15 protein-coding genes are annotated in these 17,562 nt (G+C 63.2%); 10 read left to right on the top strand and 5 right to left on the bottom strand.

The genetic code is table 11. The features are described 5' to 3' along the window. The first annotated feature begins 80 nt into the window (after positions 1-80). The 3 genes from PUN71_RS15645 to PUN71_RS15635 are packed head-to-tail and all read left to right on the top strand — an operon-like array spanning position 81 to position 3,199. Positions 81-1,358, top strand: coding sequence for a sensor histidine kinase (locus PUN71_RS15645; RefSeq protein WP_277799157.1), 1,278 nt, complete (start codon positions 81-83; stop codon positions 1,356-1,358). Continuing rightward, positions 1,355-2,023, top strand: a complete 669-nt coding sequence (locus PUN71_RS15640; protein WP_277799156.1) for a response regulator transcription factor — start codon at positions 1,355-1,357, stop codon at positions 2,021-2,023. Before PUN71_RS15645 ends, PUN71_RS15640 begins: the two co-directional genes overlap by 4 nt. A gap of 60 nt (positions 2,024-2,083) precedes the next feature. Then, positions 2,084-3,199: a diacylglycerol/lipid kinase family protein gene (locus PUN71_RS15635; RefSeq protein ID WP_349361815.1), complete on the top strand. Its 1,116-nt coding sequence runs from the start codon at positions 2,084-2,086 to the stop codon at positions 3,197-3,199. Here the strand turns inward: PUN71_RS15635 and PUN71_RS15630 are convergent. Next, complete coding sequence (locus tag PUN71_RS15630) at positions 3,196-3,783, bottom strand: TetR family transcriptional regulator (protein ID WP_277799173.1); 588 nt, start codon at positions 3,781-3,783, stop codon at positions 3,196-3,198. The two genes, PUN71_RS15635 and PUN71_RS15630, sit on opposite strands and share 4 nt — an antisense overlap. Before the next feature lie 84 nt (positions 3,784-3,867). On the opposite strand from PUN71_RS15630, the gene PUN71_RS15625 reads away from it, so the two are divergent. From PUN71_RS15625 to PUN71_RS15595, 7 genes are all read left to right on the top strand, one after another. Then, entirely contained in the window at positions 3,868-5,325 is a 1,458-nt protein-coding gene (locus PUN71_RS15625; RefSeq protein WP_277799155.1) for an MFS transporter, read from the top strand. A gap of 107 nt (positions 5,326-5,432) precedes the next feature. Further along, positions 5,433-6,437 (top strand): SDR family NAD(P)-dependent oxidoreductase, encoded by a 1,005-nt coding sequence (locus PUN71_RS15620; RefSeq protein WP_277799154.1) that lies wholly within the window; start codon positions 5,433-5,435, stop codon positions 6,435-6,437. Between the two features lie 61 nt (positions 6,438-6,498). Next, positions 6,499-8,346 (top strand): flavin-containing monooxygenase, encoded by a 1,848-nt coding sequence (locus PUN71_RS15615; RefSeq protein WP_277799153.1) that lies wholly within the window; start codon positions 6,499-6,501, stop codon positions 8,344-8,346. After that, positions 8,343-9,392, top strand: coding sequence for an SMP-30/gluconolactonase/LRE family protein (locus PUN71_RS15610; RefSeq protein ID WP_277799152.1), 1,050 nt, complete (start codon positions 8,343-8,345; stop codon positions 9,390-9,392). Before PUN71_RS15615 ends, PUN71_RS15610 begins: the two co-directional genes overlap by 4 nt. A 46-nt stretch (positions 9,393-9,438) precedes the next feature. Further along, a complete protein-coding gene (locus tag PUN71_RS15605; protein ID WP_277799151.1) occupies positions 9,439-10,620 on the top strand; it encodes an NAD(P)/FAD-dependent oxidoreductase in 1,182 nt (393 codons plus the stop codon). Between the two features lie 89 nt (positions 10,621-10,709). After that, positions 10,710-11,882: a cytochrome P450 gene (locus PUN71_RS15600; RefSeq protein ID WP_277799150.1), complete on the top strand. Its 1,173-nt coding sequence runs from the start codon at positions 10,710-10,712 to the stop codon at positions 11,880-11,882. A gap of 42 nt (positions 11,883-11,924) precedes the next feature. Continuing rightward, a complete protein-coding gene (locus tag PUN71_RS15595) occupies positions 11,925-12,128 on the top strand; it encodes a ferredoxin (protein WP_277799149.1) in 204 nt (67 codons plus the stop codon). A 720-nt stretch (positions 12,129-12,848) separates the two neighbouring features. Here PUN71_RS15595 and uidA read toward each other — a convergent pair. The 4 genes from uidA to PUN71_RS15575 all read right to left on the bottom strand — a co-directional run bounded on the left by uidA (position 12,849) and on the right by PUN71_RS15575 (position 17,540). Beyond that, positions 12,849-14,624: a beta-glucuronidase gene (gene uidA, locus PUN71_RS15590; RefSeq protein ID WP_277799148.1), complete on the bottom strand. Its 1,776-nt coding sequence runs from the start codon at positions 14,622-14,624 to the stop codon at positions 12,849-12,851. 259 nt (positions 14,625-14,883) lie between these two features. Then, a complete protein-coding gene (locus PUN71_RS15585) occupies positions 14,884-15,018 on the bottom strand; it encodes a hypothetical protein (protein WP_277799146.1) in 135 nt (44 codons plus the stop codon). Between the two features lie 77 nt (positions 15,019-15,095). Next, on the bottom strand, positions 15,096-16,385 hold the full coding sequence (locus PUN71_RS15580) for an MFS transporter (RefSeq protein WP_277799145.1): 1,290 nt from the start codon (positions 16,383-16,385) through the stop codon (positions 15,096-15,098). A gap of 531 nt (positions 16,386-16,916) precedes the next feature. Continuing rightward, a complete protein-coding gene (locus PUN71_RS15575) occupies positions 16,917-17,540 on the bottom strand; it encodes a TetR/AcrR family transcriptional regulator (RefSeq protein ID WP_277799144.1) in 624 nt (207 codons plus the stop codon). Positions 17,541-17,562: the final 22 nt, after the last annotated feature.

The raw sequence follows: 17,562 nt of genomic DNA, 5'->3' as shown, positions 1-17,562 counted from the left end.
GCAAGAGAACAAAGGGGAGAATAGGAGCAGTGGGACAGATTACAAGCCCCGGGCCGGGCACCCAATCAGGAGGAGCAGTTATGAAAGAAGGCGAGGAGCCCGTATCCTTTGCCTCCCGCATTGCCAGGAACGAGCGATTACGCGGTGGGGCCGTGTCGACGCTGCTGCTGGTCCTCATGTTTGTGCCCGTCTACCTGCGGCAAGGCCAACCGAATTTTCCGGGTACAGCGCTGGTCGTTTTTACTTTTCTGGCCTGGCTGCCGCTCACCGTGCGCAAACGTTGGCCAAAGGCCGTCCTGCTGACAGCGGTGCTCGTTGAAACCCTGCACCTCGCGGTTCTGCCCTACAACACCATCGACGGTCCGACACCGAACAGCGTCGCCGCGTACCAGCCCGTTCCCCTGGCCACCATGGTTGCCGTGTACGCGTTCGCCTCGCGTTCCCGGCAGGCCGTCGGTTGGGCAGCCGGTGTAGCATCGGGCGTCGTGCTTCTGTTGGTGGCCTTGGCGTTCCAGCCTCTCACGCTGCTGGCGACGGACATGATGACTGTCAATCTCGTCCTCGTCGCGACCGCAGCCGGCGTCTATGCAGCCCACCGCCAGTTCAGGGCGGTCCGCCAGAAGCGCGAGCGGAAGGAAGAGATCCGCCGCAACGTCGTCGAAGAACGCATGAGGATCGCCCGGGAACTCCATGACGTGCTGGCCCACAACCTGACGCTGGTAAATGCGCAGGCAGGGGTGGCCGCCTACCTCATTCACACCAATCCTGAGGCCGCCGCTTCCGCCATGAAGAACATCAGCGGGCATACGCGAGCAGCACTTGATGAGGTCCGCGCCACGGTCGGTCTTCTTCGGGACAGCGATGGGGACGCCGCGCGGCGCGGCGGGCAGAGCGGCGATGAAACCCTGATGCCAACTCCGGGGCTGGCGGACCTGGATGCGCTGATGACAGGCTACAGGCGTGTGGGAAACACCGTCGAAATCGTGAGCCACGGAGCTGAGCAAGCGCTGTCCCCCGTTGCTGACCTTGGTGCCTACCGCATCATCCAGGAAGCCATGACGAATGCAGCGAAGCATTCACCGGGTGGATCTCTTCGCGTGGAGCTGGACTGGAAACCCCGTCGCCTCACCATCCATGTTGTAAATGGGGCGCCTTCGCAGGCGCCCCGGACCCAGCGCGCCGCTGGCGGCGGACACGGGCTGATCGGCATGCGCGAACGCGCGCTGGCGGCAGGCGGGACATTCCGTGCTGGCCCCACTGAAGCAGGGGGCTTCGACGTCGAGGCATCCTTTCCGGCCGAAGCGCACCCTGCCGCTCCTCCTGCCACCCATGCTCCCACCGAAGGAAATGCCCGATGACCATCCGCGTCCTGCTTGTTGATGACCAGGCCCTCCTGCGGGGGACCTTCAAACTGCTCCTCGAATCCGCACCCGACATGGAAGTTGTCGGCGAGGCCTCGACCGGGGCCGAGGCAGTGCACCACGCGCTCAGTGAACGCGCCGACGTTGTCCTGATGGACATCCGGATGCCGGACATGGACGGTATAGAAGCAACCAGGAGAATCACCGGAAACGAAGACCTCGCCGGCGTCAAGATCCTGGTTCTAACCACCTTTGAGACCGACGAACTCGTGGTGGAGGCCATCAGAGCCGGAGCAAGTGGCTTCCTTGGGAAGGGGGTCGATCCCGCCGACCTCCTCGATGCCATCCGCACGGTAGCCTCCGGCGAAGCGCTCCTGTCACCCGTGGCCACCACTGCGCTCATCACCCAGTTTCTCGCCAGGCCCCACGTGAACTCGAACTCGTTCGCGAGTGGTTTGAATGAACTCACTGCACGGGAGCTGGAAATCACCGCTCTTGTTGGGTCAGGGCTTTCCAACACAGAGATCGCCGAACGCCTCTTCATCAGTCCGGCCACGGCCAAAACGCACCTTCACCGGGCCATGATGAAAACCAACTCCCGGGACCGGGCCCAACTCGTCGTCTTCGCCTACCAGAACGGGCTGGTCACCGCGGGCGGGTAATACAACGCCTGCTCACCCAGCTACAGCATTTGGAGTAGCAGGAATCGGTCCGGGAAGCCGATGCGCGGGGATCCCCGTGCACGAAAGCATGCTGGTATGCACCCAAACAAATGTGATGTCGTCCCGCAACGATTGAAGCTACGGCCACAGCAACGCACTGAACCGGCTGTCCACGGACGGCCCCAGGCTGCGATCGTCGTCAACCCAACGAAGTTTCGCCGACCGACTGACATGGCTGACTTCCAGATGTGGGCAGAGCGGGAATTTCTGCGGCACGGCTGGAGCCGGCCACGGTGGTTACCGACCACGGCGTCTACGCGTGGACGGCAGGAAACCGCAAGAGCTCTGGCCGCAGGTACGGACGTAGTGGTGGCCGCAGGAGGTGACGGAACCGTCCGAGCGGTTGCGGAAGAATTATTGGGAACCGGCGTCCCGATGGCACTGCTGCCGACCGGCACCGGCAACCTCCTGGCCCGCAACGTCGGGGTAAATCCTGCAGCTTGGGGCGCGGCCATCAGCGTCGTCTGCCAGGGGAACGACAAAGCTATGGACGTGGGGTGGCTTGAAGTAGACAGAACCGGTCAGGGCTCATACCTGGAGCGCCACCCCTTTATGGTCATGGCCGGTGCAGGACTCGACGCGGCAACCATGCAAGGCGCAAGTGAAAAGATGAAGCGCCGTATGGGTCAGGCGGCCTACCTTTATTCCGGCATCCGGTCGCTCGGCCGGCCGATGGCTACGACGACGGTCAGGGTGGACGGCGAACTTGTGCTGACAGAGTCTTCCCACGGTGTGATCCTTGGGAACTGTGGGCTGCTTACAAGGGACGTCAGCCTGATGCCGGACGCTGATCCTCATGATGAAATGCTGAACGCCGTAGTACTCCTGCCCCGCAAGCTATCTCACTGGGCAAGGCTTGCCTGGGCTGTCCGCTCCGGCACGCACCAATCCACTCCTTTCATGCCAGCCCTTCAGGGCTCGCGGATAGAGATGCGCACCGATTCGCCGCAACCCGTTCAGGTGGATGGCGATGTCATTGGCCATGCTCTTGGTTTCCGGTCAGGCCTATACTCCGCGACTCTGCTGGTCCGGCAGCCACCGACCATGCCAAGCGAACAGCCATACAGGCCAGCGGCGCCCAGGACAGTCCGTGAGGGTTTGCTCCAGCCCGTTTAGCGCCTTCGATGGTCCTTGCCCGCGGTTTCGAGACGCTCGAAAATGCTATTGACGATCGCGCGGAAGTCGCCATCCTCCCGGGGCGTCCATTCCTCCCAGGCGATATCGACGGCGGCGAGGCCGGCAGTGGCCAGCACGCGGGCCGAGAGGCCATCGTCCATGTGTTTTGAAAGGGCAGCAGTAAGCGCGTCCGTGTTCGCCGCCCGTCGCTCGCGAAGCCGCGCTTTCAGAGCGGGTTCAGTGGCAATGAGCCGCAGCCTAGCACGCAGGCTTTCGGGCTCTTCAGTGGCAGCCTGCACGACGGGTTCGATCGCGGCGCGTAATAGTCCCCAGCCGCTGGAGTGCTGCCCGGCCGGCATCGCGTTGATGCCTGCCAAATAGTCAATCTTGGCGCTTTCGACGGAAGCGACGACGACGTCCTCTTTGCTACCGAAGTAACGGAAGAACGTGGCCCGGGAGATCCCGGCTGCCCGGGCGGCGTCATCAACCGTCACTGCCGCGTACCCGCGTTCGATGAACACCGCGAGTATGGCCTCGGCCAGTTCTGCTTTGACCAGCTCCCGGGTCCTGTCCCGTATTCCCATCTTCACGGACCTAGTATAGAGTGTGAGACGCAGTATCACTATAGAGCCTTCATCTCACCCATTCGTCACCGGTTAGGGAGCCCCATGGCCACAGCTACCACCGCACCGCCAGCCGTCCGTAAGGCTGCACGGCCGAATCTTGTCATCGCTGTGCTGGCGTTCGCGGGCATGAGTGCTTCGTTCATGCAGACCATCCTTATTCCCATTCAGGCGAAGCTTCCCGAACTGCTCAACGCCAGTCGGGATGACACTGCCTGGGTCATCACAGTCACGCTCCTGGTGTCCGCCATCTGCACCCCTGTATCAGGAAAACTTGGTGACATGTACGGCAAACGCCGCGTCGCCGTCATGCTGCTCTCCCTGCTCATCACCGGCTCCGTCATCTCAGCACTCTCCCCCACCGTTGTCCCGCTGATCATCGGCCGCGGCCTGCAGGGCACGGGAATGGGCGTGATCCCGCTGGGTATCTCAATCCTCCGGGATACCGTGCCTAAGGAGCGCCTCGGTTCGGCGATCGCACTGGTGAGCGCAACCCTAGGGGTCGGCGGGGCCCTGGGACTCCCCATCAGTGCACTGGTAACGGAACACTTCGACTGGCACGTACTCTTTTGGGTCGCAGCCTGCCTGGGAGCACTTGCCCTGACCGCCTACCTTCTGGTCGTCCGTGCAGGCAACGGCAACCTTCGCGGCCGCTTCGATGTCGTCGGCGCGATCGGACTCGCCATGGGACTTGCCGGGCTGCTGCTCGCCGTGTCACGGGGCAACGAGTGGGGCTGGACCAGCGCGCCCACCCTGACCTGGCTGAGTGTCGGCGTCATCGGGCTTATCGCGTGGGGATGGTACGAGCTGCGCCAAACCAACCCCCTTGTTGATCTGCGAGTCAGCGCCCGCGGGCCAGTACTGATGACCAACCTCGCATCGATCGCGATGGGCTTCGCCCTGTTCTCCTCCAGCATCGTCTTCCCCCAGTTACTCCAGATGCCCGAAGCGGCCGGGGGACTCGGTCTGACACTGCTCAACGCGAGCCTGATTCTCATGCCGTCCGGCCTCGCCATGCTCGCGATGTCCCCCGTCGCCGGCCGCCTCGAGCGGCGCGTCGGACCAAAACCACTGCTGGTCACCGGGTCCGTTATCATCTCGGCCGCCTACCTCGCCGCCGTCCTGCTTGACCTGAACATGTGGCTGGTCCTCAGTATCAACACCGTCATCGGTGTCGGCATCGGCCTCGGCTACGCAGCCATGCCCACCCTCATCATGCAGGCAGTGCCCATCCATGAGACCGGTGCCGCAAACGGCCTGAACACCCTAATGCGCGCACTCGGGACCAGCATCGCCGCAGCCGTGATCGCTGCAGTCTTGGCGAACTCCGCGAACAAAACTGCAATGGGCTCGGTTCCCTCCGAGTCGGGCTTCGAACTCGCCCTTCTCTTTGGGCTTGCCGCGGCCATCCTGTGCGCGGTCCTGGCCGCCCTCATCCCCAAGCCAAAGCCCGTGCTTGACGAGGAACCCGCCCTTCCCGAAGGCGTCCTCCCGGCCCGGTAACTACTCCCGATGCAGTAGACGGCAACTCCAACCCCTGCCGGACGACAGCCAGCCCGGAAACCGCGAAGCTGAAGTACATAAAACCACCACCAAAGGAGCCAAACACCATGGGCACAACCCCCCTCACCTCCAAAAACACCATCCAGGAATGGCTCGACGACCACGTCGGCGGAGCGATCCTCCGCGGCGTACTCGCCCGTGGAGGGCAGACCGAGGAAGATCTGCGCCCCGCCCGCCAACTCAGCCTCCGCGCCCTGGTCGAACTCGGGCAGGGACGATTTCCCCAGGACCTCGTGGACGCCCTCGTGAAGGAAGCGAACGACGGCATCATCCCGACAGAGGAGACAGAAGAAACCCCTGCCCCGGCAGCAAACGGCCGCTTTGCCGGCAAAACGGTCATCGTCACGGGCGCAGGTTCAGGCATCGGCCGGGCAACGGCACGCCGCATCATCGCCGAGGGCGGCCGCGTCATTGCCGTTGACATAGCGTCCGCCCGCCTGCAGGACCTCAAGGCCGCCTCCCCGAAAGAAACCGTTGTCCCGGTGCCGGCCGATATCACCTCCGTCGAAGGACGTGAGGCCATCCTCTCTGCCATCGGCGGACGCGTCGATGGTCTGGCCAACGTCGCCGGAATCATGGACGGCATGACGCCCCTGCACGAAACAGAGGACGAACTCTGGCGCCGGGTCTTCTCCGTCAACGTGGACGGCACCTTCGCCCTCAGCCGCGCCGTGATCCCCGCCATGCTCGCCCAAGGCCACGGGTCAATCGTCAACGTCGCCTCCGAAGCGTCCCTCCGTGGCAACGCCGCCGGTACCGCCTACACCGCGTCCAAACACGCCGTCGTCGGCATCACTAAAAGCTCCGCATTCTTCTACGGACCTTCCGGCATCCGCACCAACGCGGTCGCCCCCGGGCCCACCGCCACCGGGATCGAAGGGACGATGTCCTCCCCCTTCGCCCGTGAACGCCTCAGCCCTTTCATGGCCCTCATCCCGCCCGTCGTGGACGCCGAGAGGATGGCAGCCTCCATCACCTGGCTCCTCAGCGATGACTCGGCAAACATCAACGGCATCGTCCTCGCTTCCGACGGCGGCTGGTCCGTCCAGTAACCGACTACAAGTCCCACGAACAGCCACCAAGAACTTATTACCTCTACAGGAACAAATCATCATGACTTCTGATCACCGCCCAATTTCGCCCGGTTCCGCCGAGGGCGTCGATGTCGATGCCTTGCGTGCAAAGTACCGGCACGAGCGCGACCGGCGCATCCACCCCGACGGGGCACGGCAGTACCGCCGTGCGGCCGGCGAGTTCGGCTACTACGCCAAAGATCCGTACACCCCGCGTACCGAACGCGAGCCCAAAACCGACCGGGTTGAGGCCCTGGTCATCGGCGCAGGTTTCGGCGGTCTGCTCACTGCCTCCCGTCTACGCGAACAGGGCGTGGACTCCGTCCGCCTCATGGACGAAGCAGGCGACGTCGGCGGCACCTGGTACTGGAACCGCTACCCCGGCATCCACTGCGACATCGAATCCTACGTCTACCTCCCGCTCCTTGAAGAGGTTGGCTACGTCCCGAAATGGCGCTACGCCCCCGGCGAAGAAATACGCCAGCACGCCATCGCCATCGCCAAGCGCTTCGACCTCTACCAGGACGCCCTCTTCCAAACCCGCGCCACCCGGCTCGACTGGGACGACGAGGCAAACGAATGGATCGTTGAAACCGACCGCGCAGACCGGTTCCGCGCCCGGTTCGTCGTCACCTCCTCCGGAACCCTGACCCAGCCGAAACTGCCCGGCATCCCCGGCATCGAAACCTTCCGCGGCCACACCTTCCACACCAGCCGCTGGGACTACACCTACACAGGCGGAACCCCCGACGGCGGCCTTACCGGCCTCGCGGACAAACGGGTCGCCGTCGTCGGAACCGGTGCCACAGGACTGCAGGTAGTCCCCCACGTCGGCGCCGACGCACAGGAACTGACCGTCTTCCAACGAACCCCCTCCACCGTCGACGTCCGGGACAACCGCCCCACCGACCCGCAATGGGCTGCCAGCCTGAAACCCGGATGGCAGCGGGAAAGAATGGAGAACTTCCTCGCCGTCCTCGCCGGCGAACCCGTTACCGAAAGCCTGGTCCAGGACGGCTGGACCGCCACCACCAACCTCCAGCGCAAAATCCTCTCCGGTGCCGTGGACACCACCCTCCCGCCCGAAGAACAGGAACGGCTCGACGAGATCGACGACTTCCGCACCATGAACCGGCTCCGCGCGCGCGTCGACGAGATCGTTGAGGACGCTGCAACCGCCGAAGCCCTTAAGCCCTGGTACCGCTACATGTGCAAACGCCCCGGCTTCAGCGACACCTACCTGCAAACCTTCAACCGGTCCAACGTCACGCTCGTCGACACCGCGGACACCGGCGGCATCACCCGCATGACCGAAACCTCTGTCGTCGTGGGCAACACGGAATACGAAGTCGACTGCGTTATCTTCGCCACCGGATTCGAGGTCGGCATTTCCGGTGTCATGTCCGGCACCCTGCCGGTCACAGGCCGCAATGGCCAAACCCTGCTCGAAGCCTGGGGACACGGCCCCCGCACCCTGCACGGGTTCTCCTCCCACGGGTTCCCCAACCTGTTCCACCTCAGCGGAATCCAGAACGCCAACTCGGTCAACTTCGCGCACATCCTCCTGGAACAGGCCGAACACATCGCAGCCGTCATCGGGCGTGGCCGCGCGGCCGGCGCGCCGTTCATCGAGCCCACCGCAGAGGCCGAGCAACAATGGGTCCGTACGGTCCATGAAACCGCCATCGACAACCGGGCCTTCCAGGCCGAATGCACCCCTGGCTATTACAACGGTGAAGGAACCCGTTCAATCGCAGGCGCCTCCTACAGTCCCGGCCCCGTAACGTTCCACCGGCTCCTCCGCGAATGGCGGGAAGGCGATCTGGCCGACGTCCTCTCGCTCGGCCTGGACGAGGCCCTCCGCGAAAAGGCAGGAGCCGGGCGATGAAGTGCCTCGTGCCACCACGGCGCACCATCGCCCCCGCAGCCGCCTTCACCGCCGCGCTTCTACTCGCCGGTTGCGGGACTGCTGCCCCGTCGATGAAAGCCGCAGTTTCCAAGGACGGGGCGCAGGTCGGGGGCCGCATCCAGATGGCTGAACGCGTCGTGCAGGTCACGTCCGTCCACCAGGCAGCGGGAATGACCCTGCTCGAGGGACCGACCTTCGGACCGGACGGGAACCTCTACCTCGTGGACGTCACCGCACCTCCGGGGGCCGGGAAGGTGCTGCGGGTCGATACAGACAAGAAAAGCGTCAGCACCGTCTACACAGATGACACCAGTGCACTCACCTCAGCCCAGTTCCACCCGCAAAACGGGCGGCTCTATGTCACTGACTTCCGCGGTGGCGCGGTCCGGAGCATGACCGCGGACGGCCAGGACGTGCAGGAAGTCTTCGCCGGTCCCGTTGACGGAACCCCCATGCAGCCCGACGACATCTCCTTCGACGCGGCAGGCGACCTCTACATCACCGACGCTGCGGGAGCACGAGCACCGTATTGGGACGCTTCCGGGCGGATCATCCGGGTCGATGGTACAACCGTCGAAGCCAAAGCCCTGGCCTATGGGCTGGAATCGCCCAACGGCATCGCTTTTTCCGCGGACAACTCCGCACTATGGGTAAGCCTCAATACCGGCAACCGCATCGACCACCTCACGCTGTCCCGGGATGGCAAGTCCATTGCCACCGCCCACCCGGCCATCTACGCCTCCGTGGGACAGGCCCAAGTGGACTCCATCGCCGTCGACGCGGAAGGCCACCTGTACGTCGGCGTGCACAACAGTCCCGAAATCCTCATTTACGACCCCAACGGCCAACTCCTCCAAACCGTCACCTTCCCGGTGAAAAGCACTGCAGGACTCAGCTCGGCCACCAACGTCGCCATCAAACCCGGCACCACCGAGGCCTACGCCACCGTCAGCGGAAGCGACGGGGGGTTCCTCTACTCATTCGATGCCCTGGCAAAAGGGATACGACAGTCCAACGGCGGATGACCAAGGACTCCGACACCCGCCGGCACCCGAAACGGAAAGGTGACCAATGTTTGAAATTGACCAGGACGTACTGATTGTCGGTGCCTCCGCGGCCGGGCTCTCCACGGCCGAAGCCCTGCGCCGCGGAGGACACCGCGGACGCCTGACCCTGCTCGACGCCGAGTCGCGCGACCCCTACGACCGACCACCGCTGTCCAAACAGGTGCTTTCGGGCCAATGGGAGCCCTCCAAAACAACCCTTCGCTCCCGTGAGGCCCTCGACGGGCTGGACGCGGAATGGGTCCTCGGTGACCGTGCCGAACACCTCGAAACCGGTGCCCGATCCGTCCGCACCTCCACAGGTCGGGTCCTGAGCGCCGACGCGATTGTCCTGGCCCCCGGCGTCACTCCGCGGTATCTTCCGGGTCAGGAATCGCTTGAGAATGCACACGTGGTGCGCACCGTCGACGACGCCTTGCGCCTTAAGGCCCGGCTCCGGACGGACCGGCGCCTCGTTGTCGTCGGCAACGGCGTTCTTGGATCTGAGATCGCCGCAACCGCGGCTGTTCTGGGCGTGGACGTCACCCTTGTCGGGGCCGCCCCGACTCCCATGGCGGCCCAGTTGGGTGACTCCGCGTCAGCGATGCTGGCCGAACTGCATGAAAAGGCAGGTGTCCGGCTCATCGGTGGCCGGCGTATCACGGGAGTCCGTCAAGGGCGGACCGGCGCGCACGTTACGCTCGACAGCGGCGAGGTTCTGTCCGCCGACGACGTGGTCGTCGCGATCGGTTCACGCCCGGCAGTGGACTGGCTCGCCCACAGTGGACTTCAACTCGACGACGGCATCGTCTGCGACTCGTTCTGCCGCGCTGCCCCAGGCATCTGGGCAGCCGGCGACGCCGCGCGTTGGGACCACCCACAGCTCGGCAGCGTCCGTTTGGAAAACCGGACCAATGCCGCAGAACAGGCGCTTGCTGTCGCGGCCGACATCCTGGGTGCCGGTGAAGCCTACGCGCCGATTCCCTATTTCTGGACTGACCAGCACAACGTCAGGATCCAGGTCCACGGCTCCATTCCGCCCAACGCACGCCTGAGAATCACCGATGGCGACCCCGCCACCGGCCGCTTCGTCGCGGTAGCCCTCGGCCCGGATCAGGAACGCCCCATCGGCGTTATCGGGTGGGGGATGCCAAAACAAACCCGTCTGAGGAGGGCAGAACTCCAAACAACCATGGCCCCCGCCCTCTAAACATCAAGTTTGATAGGAGCTTTATTTTGAGCCAAAACACCACTTCCCGGCCCGCTGCGGAACGTACCGAGCTAATCTCGACGTTCCCTATGACCCGCGAATCGCGTTGCCCCTTCGACCCACCCCCCGCGGGAAGCGCGGCCCAGGACGCCGGCCCGCTGACGCGCGTCGAACTCTCCGACGGCAGCACCCCCTGGTTTGTGACCCGATATGCCGAGCAGCGCGCCCTCCTTAGCGACCCGCGCATCAGCGCCGACGTCACCCGCCCCGGCTACCCCATCCCGGCCAACAGCGGCAGCACCAGCTCCCCGTTCAGCTTCATCCTGATGGACGACCCAGAACACGCGCGCCTGCGCAGAATGGTCACAGCGCCCTTCATGGTCAAGCGCGTCGAAGCTATGCGTCCGCGCGTACAGGAGATCGTGGACCAGCTGATCGAGGACATGCTCGCGACCGATGGTCCCGTCGACCTTGTCCAAGCGTTCGCACTCCCCATGCCCTCCCTTGTCATCTGCGAGCTGCTGGGTGTCCCCTACGCCGACCACAGCTTTTTCCAACGCAACAGCAACGCCCTTATCAATCGCCAGGCAAGCCCCCAGCAACGCAGGCAAGCAGTGGAGGAACTTGTCGGGTACCTGCACGGTCTGCTGGAAACTAAGAAAAACCAGCCCGCCGAGGACATTTTCTCAGACCTCGCTCAGCGCACACAGAAGAACGAGCTCAGCAGCCACGACGCCGCCATGATGGGTGTCCTGCTTCTGGTTGCCGGACACGAGACAACCGCCAACATGATCGCGCTCGGAACACTGGCCCTGCTGGAACACCCAGACCAGCTCAAGCGGCTCCAGGAGGAGGAAGATCCAAAGCTCGTCGTCTCGGCAGTTGAAGAGCTACTGCGCTACCTCACCATCACTCACGATGGGCGCAAACGTGTCGCTCTGGAAGACATCGAGATTTCCGGGCATACGATCCGTGCCGGTGAAGGGGTCATCATGGCCACTGACCTGGGCAACCGCGACCCTGAAGCCTTCCCCAAGCCGGACGCCCTGGACCTTGGCCGCGACGCCCGCCACCACGTTGCCTTCGGCTTCGGAGTCCACCAGTGCCTTGGACAACCCCTGGCCCGGATGGAGCTTCAAGTCGCCTACGGCACGCTTTTCCGGAGAATTCCGACCCTCCGCCTGGCCACCACCCTCGACAAGGTGCCCTTTAAGCACGATGGCTCCGTCTACGGGGTTTATGAGCTTCCGGTCACCTGGTAGCCACAACAAACCCCAGCACAACACCCACAAGAAGGAGACCCAATGCTGAAAGTCATTCTGGAACAGGACAAATGTGTAGCCTCAGGGCAATGCGTCACGGCCGCTGGCACAGTGTTTGACCAGCGCGACGAGGACGGCATCGCCGTCCTGTTGGACGAGACACCGTCACCTGAGCGTGAAGCCGAAGTCCGCCAGGCAGCAGCCGTCTGCCCAGTGCTGGCCATCCAGGTCACAACCGACAACTGAACCACACACCTTAAACTGCGGACGCCCCGGTCAGCCCTGTAGGGCTGACCGGGGCGTCCGCAGTTTAAAGCGTTAGGAGACGGCCCTGCTAACGTTTGCCCTTTCTCTTCTTCTCATCCCGGGGCCGAGCTTTTCGCGGTCGCTTCCGGGTTCTCCAGCGGGAGTGGAGCTGGCGAGATCGCCCACCTTGTGCGCTTTTCAGAGAGTTGGTGGAGCCGGGAGTGCCTGGAGGGGAATCGGCGGCGATGACCACAGTTCACCGTCCTGGGGCGAGCCCATATGCTAGTGGCTGCGCTCAACCTGGGCAGTCATTTCGCCTTTAGGCCCCACCGGAGGGACGTAGCGCCTGGGCGAAGGGATTGGGCCGATCCTGCGGGGGATCGTCCACCAACTTCAGCGTTTGTTGGTCACCCTCCCGAGCTTGCCAATGCCCGTGACCCGGTGGACAGACTGACGCCTGCGCGGCTGGAATTATCGCAAATGGCAGTCTTGGCCGTCGCGGCCCAACCATGCGGGTTGCTCCCTATTCTCGGGCTGGTGTTGGAGTTCTGACGCAAGACCACAGTGCTTCTGGCTCCGCAGGAACCACCTCACAGTTCAGGTTCATGACATGCGGTCGAAGTGGTTCCCGCTCCGATGCTGCATCTCTGCAAGCAGCCTCTCTTAAGGGACTGTGCCAGTCAACGAAAGGGCCGGCTGAAAGATGCTTTTGGCCTTCTGCTATTCGCGGAGCCGCTTCCACCGGCTACGCAGCCAATGAGCTGCAGCTTTCGGTTCGCGGTCACGTGTGAAGGCCCCCTTCCTGTTTCCTCCCACACGGGTGATGCCGCTGGTAGTGGCAAAATCGGCCAGGTTCCAGACCTGCTCCCCTACTACGGCGTCAATGCCGTCAAACACCTTGCTGGTCATTTGAAGGAACTCGATCTGGTATTCCTCGCTCCACGGCTGCGACACCATCTGGTGCATGCCGGGGACCGAGTCAGTGCCGTATTCGGTGATGATGATCGGCTTGCCGTCGGTGGCCCAGTCGTTCAGTTCCTTGCGCCACGCTTTTTCTGCCATTTCAAGATCGCCGGCGAAGACGTACCAGCCGTAGTAGCGGTTAAGCATGATCACGTCGGCAAACTGCGAGACTCTGCACTTGCCGTGGGTTGCGACCATCATGTTGACGAAGCCGACCGGGCGCGTCGGGTCCGCGCCGCGTGCCTCGGCGAACAGCGGCTCGAAATAGCGCTCCCCGGCTTCGGTCTCTGACTCCGGCTCGTTGGCAATGGACCAGAGGACGACGCTTGGATGGTTCTTGTCCCGGGCGATCATGTCCCGGATAACGGCGGCGTGGTTCGCCTGGGTTACATCGTTGACCGTCTCGGGCGAGTAGGTCGTGTAGCCCTGGGTTCCGAAGATGCCTCCGCCGATGCTCATGTTCAGTCCAACGGCTGGCGTCTCGTCGATGACCACCAAGCCGACGCTGTCTGCGTAGTCCATGAAGTCTTCGCTGTAGGGGTAGTGCGAGCTGCGCATCGAGTTCGCGCCCGACCACTCCAGGCATGCCACGTCGCGCATCATGAGGGCGTTGTTGTGCTGCTTGCCCACAATGGCGTGGTCCTCGTGCATGCCGTAGCCGGTGAAGTAAAACGGCTTGCCATTGATAAGGAATTCGGTTCCGCGCACTTCGACAGTCCGGATCCCAACTTTGACCACGTACTCGTCGACCACACTGCCCTCGAGGACAAGTTGCACAGTGAGCCGGTACAAATATCCGTCACCAGGGCCCCAGGGGTGCACGTCCGGAACGAAGAGGGTGGCTTTAGCCCCGTCCGCGCGCCCAACTTCCTGGCCCTCCGCGTCGGCGAGCAGGTGACGGACCACGACACCGGCAGGCGCTTCAGTCCGGACAGTTACGATGCCCTTGTCACCGTCGAGGCCGGTAACGACGGTGACGTCCTCGATCCGCTCCACGGGACTGGCGACCAGCCAAACGGAGCGGTGGATCCCGGAGTAGTTGTAGAAATCGTGAAAATATCGCTGTTGGCGGCCCTTCCAGTTGTCTTCAATCACGCCCGGCGGAATTGACTGGAACGAAAGCGTGTTGTTGACGGCCAGCGTCAGCCTGACCTCCTGCCCTGCCAAGACGTGATCAGTCAGGTCCAGCTCAAAGGGCAGGTAGCCTCCCTCATGGGAACCGACCTTTGTCCCGTCCACCCATGCGGTTGCCCGGTGGGTGGCTGATTCCACGTACAGGGTGATCCGCTGACCGTCCCAGCCACGGGGAATGCGGACCATGGTGCTGTACCAGAGGTCCCCGAAAAACTCGCGCTCCTTAGCGGTAGTTACCAGCTCGTTGAAGGACCCGGGAACGGCCATCTGGCGCGCTCCCGGCAGCGCTCCGGCGAACCATGCATCGGTGTAGCCGACTCCGTCGTGATCGATCTTGAAGTCCCACACGCCATCAAGGTTCTTGCGTTCTCGGGTTGTGGTGTCTTGGGGGCGTAGCATGCGTGTGTACTTTCTCGAAAAGGGATGAAGGTAAACAGGGATTGGACGGGTCACTCCATGCCAAGGCCCTTGTCCGCAGGCCGCTCGGTGCGGAGGGGCGGACCCGTGGCGTGCGAGGGGACGCCCTGCTTTTCCCGCAGGACTCGAACCCGTTCCCGCGCCTCGGGGAGCACCTTGTGCTCGAAGCGGGCGTAGGCAAGCAACGGGGCTGGCCCGCCCCGAGGTCGATCCAAGGTCCGTAGGGCGTCGATGGTTCGCGCTACGCAGCGGGCAGGGGCAGTGGCTCGTTGAGCCGTCCTTCGACCTCGTCGATGAGGTTTCGGAAGCCTTCCGCCGCTTGAGTGGTCAGCGCTGTATGGAGGCCAAGGAGAGGCTTGACGAGTTGATCTCCCATTTCTGACCGCCTGTGCGGAATCCTGGCACGGCGTTCCCGCGCGCCCAGGCTCTGGCTGGGGGACAGTTCCGCGAGCTTCACCGCACTCCCCGGACCTTTGTCGCGATGAGCAATCCGCCTGCCAGTGCAAGTCCTGCGGCGGAAAGGTACAGAGAAGTGTAGTTTGCCTGTTGACCTGCGGCCAGGATCAGTGGCGCGGCGACCGGACCGAGGGCGCTCGGGATTTTCTGGGAAAACGTAGTGATGGCCATGAACCGTCCGGCCTGATTCTCACGGTCCGGCAGTATGTCCAGAACCATTGCTTGGTTCACTGCTGAGAACATCGCTATGCCGCACGTATTGAGGAAGCCGCCAACGAGGAGCATCGGCATGCCCCACGACAGGGCGAGCACTACAGCGGCTGCAGCGTACACAGCCGCGCCAAGGAAGATGAACGGGCGCCGGCGTTGGAACCGGTCCGAAAGCCAACCGCCGGTCATGGAACCGCCCATTGCACCAAGCACGCTCAGGCCTGAAACGGTCGCCACCACTGTCACTACCTGGGCCACCGGAAGGCCCAGGCGCTGGGCGTAGAAGAAGGAGGTGTACGAGGTGGTGAAAGAGATTCCGATGAAGAAAATGAAGCGGCCCAGCCAGTTCCATGCAAAGTCAGGAAACCTTCGGGGGTTGAATCCGAAACTCCGAAGCAGGGCACCCGTGGAAAGCGGACTGGGGGGTCGCAGATGGCGCGAGTCCATCTCCGGGATGAACACGACGAAGGCGAGTAGTCCAAGCACACCCGCGAGGGCCGGCAGAAGGAAGACAAGCACCTGATCCTGCGACACCGCTCCGGCTAGTAGTACACCAGCAACAGGCGCTGTCTGCATGGTCATCCCCGCTAGCCCGGAAACCTTGCCCCTCTGATGTTGAGGCAGTCTGTCGGCTTGGAAGCTGCCCACTGATCCCAGCGCCGTACCGAATCCCAGCGAAGTGAGAACCCATCCTGCGGCCAGGGCCGGCACCGTCGTGGCGTAGATCATGATCGGGACAGAAGCGATCCCCAAAACCAAACCTCCAACCGTGTACGGCCGTCGTCGGCCCCACCGAGTGCGCGTCCGGTCGCTCAAGATGCCGGTCAAAGGCGTGGCGATCAGCTGCGAGATGGCGTTTGCGGCAAGAACATATCCGAGCAGTTCTTCTCCTCCCGGTGCCAGCTGATCAAGGCGGAGGGCCAGCGTGAAGGCCATGGGAACGATGGTGGCCACGGAGCCTCCGAAAATGGCGGTCATGAGCAGCACGATGGTGCCACGCCCGACAGGAGCCGGGGCAGCGGCCGCTACCGCAGGTGCGATCGACGCCGGTTCGGCCGTTGGGGAGGTGTTTGGCATAACGATAGACTAGCATTGAAAATAGCAAGCACCCACTAATTTTGATGTGCTCGGAGAGGAGCATCAGGACGAGATCCCTGAGCCGAGGCCGCTATCCAAAGCTGTGCGCGAAAGCGTTCTGACAGCCTGAGATGAAGATCTGGGTTAGGCCGGCTTTCGTGATGTCACCACGGCGGACATTGGCTTCCATGCCGGGATCTGCCACCCCGGAATCTTGGAGCGCCGGTACCGCCGCCGTGGGAAGCGTCCCAGGGTCGAGCATCTCCTGTGTCCGAACAAAACACCCGCGGGAAGCTCCGTGCGCAGCAACCAGTTCATGCCCACATCAGGATCTCGCACCAAGTTGCGCGTCGTTTTCCGCCCGCGCGTTTATTGCCCTTGGCGCCCCGGGAGCTCGCGGTCGACATCCGTCCCCAGCTCCTTATGACGGTGCTGACTTCCCTAACTGCCCGGCAGCCGCTGGGCCGTCCGGCGCGGATCATGTCGCCGGCGGGCGGCAGCGCGGGGGCTTCTCCAAGCTGTTGTAAAGGACTAGAAGTCGGATATGACAGAACTAAGGAATTGGCTGGCTCGCTTTTCAAGCTTGGCCGTGTCCCTGTCGTACAGCCATTGAATCTGGAGGCCATCGGTCAATGCAACGAACATGGCTGCCAGGTCTCCCGGTTCGGTATCAGTCTTCAGCTCACCGCGTTTCGCCAAAGCGGCAAACGCTTGAGAGTAGAGGCCAATCACCGTCGAGTATCGAATCTGGTAATACTCGTGCGCCGGGTGATCCGTCGAGCTTGCCTCTGCGGCCAAGGTGCTGTTCAACTCGATCAACCCCGGCTGGAGGTCATTGGCGACCACCGCCTGGAGAAGTGCCCTAATTTCCCTGCTGTCTTCAGGCAAAGTCAGTACGTCAACGCCGCGGTCCCGAAAGAATTGCCGTGTTCGCTCGTCCTTCAACTGCAGGACTCTCGACAGCAGGACCTCTTTGCTCGGGAAGTGGTGAAGCAGCCCGGTGTGGCTGATCCCCGCCCGCTGCGCCACATCAGCCATCGTCAGGTTGTGAAATCCGGTCTCTCCGAAGAGTTCCAAGCATGTCTCAAGGATCTTAACCTGCAGCGCGGCGGTCTTGGCGTACGGTCCGCGTCGCTTCGTCGATGTGGTCGCCATCAAGGGTCCTCACGTAGATTCG

The organism is Arthrobacter sp. NQ7 (assembly GCF_029581595.2).
Taxonomy (GTDB): Bacteria; Actinomycetota; Actinomycetes; order Actinomycetales; family Micrococcaceae; genus Arthrobacter; species Arthrobacter phenanthrenivorans_B.
This window is presented reverse-complemented; position numbering and strand designations above follow the sequence as displayed.